5 protein-coding genes are annotated in these 4,964 nt (G+C 69.9%); 2 read left to right on the top strand and 3 right to left on the bottom strand.

All coding sequences use genetic code 11. The annotated features are described in order from the left end of the window. The first annotated feature begins 474 nt into the window (after positions 1-474). On the top strand, positions 475-1,875 hold the full coding sequence (locus N869_RS12795) for an endo-1,4-beta-xylanase (protein ID WP_035062258.1): 1,401 nt from the start codon (positions 475-477) through the stop codon (positions 1,873-1,875). 124 nt (positions 1,876-1,999) lie between these two features. Here the strand turns inward: N869_RS12795 and N869_RS12790 are convergent, their stop codons facing one another. The 3 genes from N869_RS12790 to N869_RS12780 all read right to left on the bottom strand — a co-directional run bounded on the left by N869_RS12790 (position 2,000) and on the right by N869_RS12780 (position 4,744). Then, positions 2,000-2,983 (bottom strand): malate dehydrogenase, encoded by a 984-nt coding sequence (locus tag N869_RS12790; protein WP_035062257.1) that lies wholly within the window; start codon positions 2,981-2,983, stop codon positions 2,000-2,002. A gap of 31 nt (positions 2,984-3,014) precedes the next feature. After that, the gene (locus N869_RS12785; RefSeq protein WP_035062256.1) at positions 3,015-4,232 is read right to left on the bottom strand and encodes an NADP-dependent isocitrate dehydrogenase; all 1,218 of its coding nucleotides are present in this window, start codon (positions 4,230-4,232) and stop codon (positions 3,015-3,017) included. A gap of 209 nt (positions 4,233-4,441) precedes the next feature. Continuing rightward, the gene (locus N869_RS12780; protein WP_035062255.1) at positions 4,442-4,744 is read right to left on the bottom strand and encodes a DUF3017 domain-containing protein; all 303 of its coding nucleotides are present in this window, start codon (positions 4,742-4,744) and stop codon (positions 4,442-4,444) included. Between the two features lie 23 nt (positions 4,745-4,767). Between N869_RS12780 and N869_RS12775 the strand changes: the two genes are divergently transcribed. Next, positions 4,768-4,964 (top strand): FAD-dependent oxidoreductase (locus tag N869_RS12775; protein WP_198026073.1); only part of this gene is annotated, 197 nt, incomplete at its 3' end.

Below are 4,964 nucleotides of genomic sequence, written 5' to 3'. Positions count from 1 at the left end.
CGGCCGGCCAGACCGCCGACCGCCCGCCCGTGCGCTCGGCGGAGTCCTCACCGACGTGCGACTCGCGCCCGGCGCGGCCCGTGGGCCGCCCTGCCCTGCCGTCCTCATCCATGCACACATGCTCCCCCCGACCCGGGACGTGCGCACGGCGGGGCGCCAGGTAACACGCCTCGCGTCCCGAGCCGTGACCCGAAACGTTTCGGATGGCGAGTTGAGACCTGCTCGACAGAATCGGCACATATCGTCTATATCGCCTCCATCGATGCAGGCCAGCGCGCTGCGCCTGCACCATCGCCGCAGATGAGACGATGCTCACGCCCTGTCGAAAGTTAACGAAAGTTGCGGATCGTGTTGACACGTCGTGACTCATGCACAACGTTGTAATCACGTCGGCCTCGTCCTGACGCCGGCCCGGCGCCGCGAGATCTCTCGCGCCCCGGCCACACACCAGCACCACAGTGAAAGGGATCAACGATGACCCGATCAGCCCGACCGGGAGCCATGCCGCGCAGGCGCAGCACCCGGGCGCTCCTCGCCTCGGCGTGCGTTGCCGCACTCGGCATCACCGCGCTCCCGGCTGCAGCCGCGCCGAGCACCCTGCAGGAAGCCGCAGGGATGAACGACGGCCGGTACTTCGGTACCGCCGTCCCGGCACACCTGCTGAACGACTCGGCGAACATGACCATCGTGAACCGTGAGTTCAACATGGTCACCGCCGAGAACGAGATGAAGATCGACGCCCTGCAGCCGAACCAGGGCCAGTACAGCTTCGGCACCGCGGACCGGATCGTGAACTGGGCCCGCACCAACGGCAAGGGCGTCCGCGGGCACACGCTCGCCTGGCACTCCCAGCAGCCGCAGTGGATGCGCAACATGTCCGGCCAGCAGCTGCGCCGTGCCATGCTCGACCACGTCACGACCGTCGCCACCCACTACCGGGGCCAGATCCACTCCTGGGACGTGGTGAACGAGGCGTTCGCCGACGGCTCCTCCGGGGCCCGCCGCGACTCCAACCTCCAGCGCACCGGCAACGACTGGATCGAGGCAGCGTTCCGGGCCGCCCGGGCAGCCGACCCGAACGCGATCCTCTGCTACAACGACTACAACATCGACGACTGGAACCACGCCAAGACCCGCGCCGTGTACGACATGGTGCGTGACTTCAAGGCCCGTGGCGTCCCGATCGACTGCGTCGGCCTGCAGGCCCACTTCAACAGCGGCAACCCCGTGCCGAACAACTACCACACCACGATCGAGAACTTCGCCGCCCTGGGCGTCGACGTCCAGATCACCGAGCTCGACATCGAGGGCTCCGGCCAGAGCCAGGCCGAGCAGTACAAGGGCGTGACCCAGGCGTGCCTCGCGGTCGCCCGTTGCACCGGCATCTCCGTGTGGGGCGTGCGCGACAACGACTCCTGGCGAGCCAGCGGCACCCCGCTGCTGTTCGACCGGAACGGCAACAAGAAGCAGGCCTACCACGGCGTGATGGAGGCCCTGACCGAGGGGCTCGGCAACGGCGGCGGCGCACCCGCACCCGGGCCCACGACCCCGCCCCCCGGTAATGGCGGCGGCGGCAACACCGCGGCGTGCACGGCCACGTACTCCGAGGCCGAGAAGTGGAACGACCGGTTCAACGGGCGGGTCACGATCCGCGCCAACCGCGACATCTCCACCTGGACCTCGACGGTCACGGTCGGTGACCGGCAGGAGATCATCGCGACCTGGAACGGGACGCCCTCCTGGGACCGCTCCGGGAAGGTCATGACCATGCGGCCCAACGGCAACGGCAACCTGCGCGCCGGCCAGGAGGTCAGCTTCGGGTTCACCGTCCGCCACGGCGGCGACTGGACCTGGCCGCGGGTCACCTGCTCGTGAGACCTGCCTGAGAAGACGTCCGTGGCCGGTCCGGGTACTCGGGGGAGCACCCGGACCGGCCCACGACGCACACGAAGGGCGCTGCGGTTCGACCGCAGCGCCCTTCGTCGTCCCTGCTGCCCGGTCAGACCAGACCGAGGCCCTTGACCGCGTCCCGCTCCTCCACCAGCTCGGCGACCGAGGCGTCGATGCGGGCACGGGAGAAGTCGTTGACCTCCAGCCCCTGGACGACCTCCCACGCGCCGCCGCGTGAGACCACCGGGAACGAGGAGATCACCCCCTCCGGAACCCCGTAGGACCCGTCGGACGGGATCGCCGCGGACGTCCACGAGCCCTCGGGGGTGCCCAGCACCCAGTCGCGCACGTGGTCGATGGCCGCGTTGGCCGCCGACGCCGCCGACGAGGCCCCGCGGGCCTCGATGATCGCCGCGCCACGCTTGGCGACGGTCGGGATGAACTCGTCGGTCAGCCACGCCTCGTCGACCAGGTCGGTGGCCGGGCGACCCGCGACGGTCGTGTGGGACACGTCCGGGTACTGGGTGGCGGAGTGGTTGCCCCAGATCGTCAGCCCCTGGATGTCGGTCACCCCCGCCCCCGTCCGGGCCGCGAGCTGGGACAGCGCACGGTTGTGGTCCAACCGGGTCATCGCGGTGAACCGCTCGTCCGGGACGTCCGGGGCGTGGGCCGAGGCGATCAAGGCGTTGGTGTTCGCCGGGTTGCCCACCACCAGGACGCGCACGTCGTCGGCGGCGACCGCGTTGATCGCCTCACCCTGCGGCTTGAAGATGCCGCCGTTGGCCTCGAGCAGGTCGCCCCGCTCCATGCCCTTGCTGCGCGGGCGGGCACCCACCAGCAGGGCGACGTTGGTCCCCTCGAAGCCCACACGGGCGTCGTCGCTGATGTCGATGGACCGCAGCAGCGGGAACGCGCAGTCGTCCAGCTCCATCGCGGTTCCCTCGGCGGCCTTGACCCCCTGGGGGATCTCCAGCAGCCGCAGGCGCACCGGGGTGTCCGGGCCCAGGAGCTGGCCCGAGGCGATGCGGAACAGCAGGGCGTACCCGATCTGGCCCGCGGCACCGGTGACGGTGACGGTGACAGGTGTGGTCATCTCGTTGCTCTCCAGGATCTGGTCGGCCGGCTCAGGCCAGGCGTGCGGCGAGGTTCTCGTCCAGGGCCGCGAGGAACTCCTCGGTGGTCAGCCACGGCTGGTCCTTGCCGATCAGCAGAGCCAGGTCCTTGGTCATCTTGCCGCTCTCGACCGTCGTGATCACGACGTCCTCGAGGGTCTGGGCGAACTCGGTGACCTCCGGGGTGCCGTCGAGCTTGCCACGGTGGGCCAGGCCCCGCGTCCAGGCGAAGATCGACGCGATCGGGTTGGTGGAGGTCGGCTTGCCCTGCTGGTGCTGGCGGTAGTGGCGCGTCACGGTGCCGTGCGCGGCCTCGGCCTCGACCGTGCGCCCGTCCGGGGTCATGAGCACCGACGTCATGAGCCCGAGCGAACCGAAGCCCTGCGCGACGGTGTCGGACTGGACGTCGCCGTCGTAGTTCTTGCACGCCCAGACGTAGCCGCCCTCCCACTTCATCGCGGCAGCGACCATGTCATCGATCAGGCGGTGCTCGTAGGTGAGCCCGGCGGCGTCGAACCGCTCCTTGAACTCGGCCTCGAACACCTCGGCGAAGATGTCCTTGAACGCACCGTCGTACGCCTTGAGGATCGTGTTCTTCGTCGACAGGTACACCGGGTACCCGCGCTGCAGGCCGTACGCGAACGACGCCCGGGCGAAGTCCCGGATCGAGTCGTTGAAGTTGTACATGCCCATCGCCACGCCGCCGTTCTCGGGGAACGTGACGACCTCCTGGTGGATCGGCTCCGAACCGTCCGCCGGGGTGTAGGTGATCGTGAGGGTCCCGGCACCGGGCACCTTGAAGTTCTGGGCCTTGTACTGGTCGCCGTGGGCGTGGCGACCGATGATGATCGGCTTGTTCCAGCCGGGCACCAGACGCGGGATGTTGCTGATGATGATCGGCTCGCGGAACACCACGCCGCCGAGGATGTTGCGGATCGTCCCGTTGGGCGAGACCCACATCTTCTTCAGGCCGAACTCCTCGACCCGCGCCTCGTCCGGGGTGATGGTGGCGCACTTGACGCCCACACCGTGCTCACGGATCGCATGCGCCGCGTCGACCGTCACCTGGTCGTCGGTGGCGTCGCGGTTCTGGATCGACAGGTCGTAGTACCGCAGGTCCACGTCGAGGTAGGGGTGGATCAGGCGTTCCTTGATGAACTGCCAGATGATCCGGGTCATCTCGTCGCCGTCCAGCTCCACGACCGGACCCACGACCTTGATCTTGCCCATGCGGCACTCCCGTTTCTCGGTGAACTCGTCAGCACGTCACGCCCGGTGACGGGGCCTCGCGCCCCGCGCGCACCACGGGTGCTGCTGCGACGCTGCGGCAGCGCACCACCCGCACACGGGTGCGGGGCGTGGGTGCCCGACCAGATTACTCGACGTCGAGAGATCGGTCACCGACGGCGTCCGTCACGTGGCCGGAGCGGCCCCGTCGCTCACACGCCGGGTGAGAACGACAGGACGGCGATCGCCCCACCCATCGACACCAGCAGCAGCACGTCCACCCACGTCGAGCGCACCGCGATCCCCTCGGGCCGTCGACCCCGGCCGACCGTCCTCGCCACCGCCGCGACCAGCAGCGCCAGTGCCAGGACACGGGCCCCGGTCCCCGACCCGAACCACCTGGCCGCGAGGGCCGCCGTCACGATCGCCGTCACCACGAGCCACAGCGCCGGCGCTCGGTGCCGCTCGGGTGACGCGGCGTGCGCGGCAGGGGGGCTCGACGGGCCGGGGGTCACGCCCGGAGACTACCGTGACCCGCATGTCACGTTCCGACCCCCGTTCGGTCGTGGTCGTCGGCGCCGGGCTCGCCGGCGCCCAGGCGGTCACCGCGTTGCGCGCCCAGGGGTTCGACGGCGCCGTCACGGTGCTCGGCGACGAGGGCCTGCCGCCCTACGACCGACCCCCGCTGTCCAAGGAGCTCACGACCCGCACCGCACCGGTGCTGCTCGCCGACGA

Source organism: Cellulomonas bogoriensis 69B4 = DSM 16987 (assembly GCF_000767165.1).
In the GTDB taxonomy this organism is placed as follows: domain Bacteria; phylum Actinomycetota; class Actinomycetes; order Actinomycetales; family Cellulomonadaceae; genus Actinotalea; species Actinotalea bogoriensis.
The sequence above is the reverse complement of the archived record's forward strand: the minus strand, read 5'-3'. Positions and strand labels throughout refer to the sequence as shown.

Coding starts and splice junctions, on each gene's coding strand:
- N869_RS12785 (WP_035062256.1), bottom strand. CDS start 4,232: ATGGGCAAGATCAAGGTCGTGGGTCCGGTCGTGGAGCTGGACGGCGAC.
- N869_RS12795 (WP_035062258.1), top strand. CDS start 475: ATGACCCGATCAGCCCGACCGGGAGCCATGCCGCGCAGGCGCAGCACC.
- N869_RS12790 (WP_035062257.1), bottom strand. CDS start 2,983: ATGACCACACCTGTCACCGTCACCGTCACCGGTGCCGCGGGCCAGATC.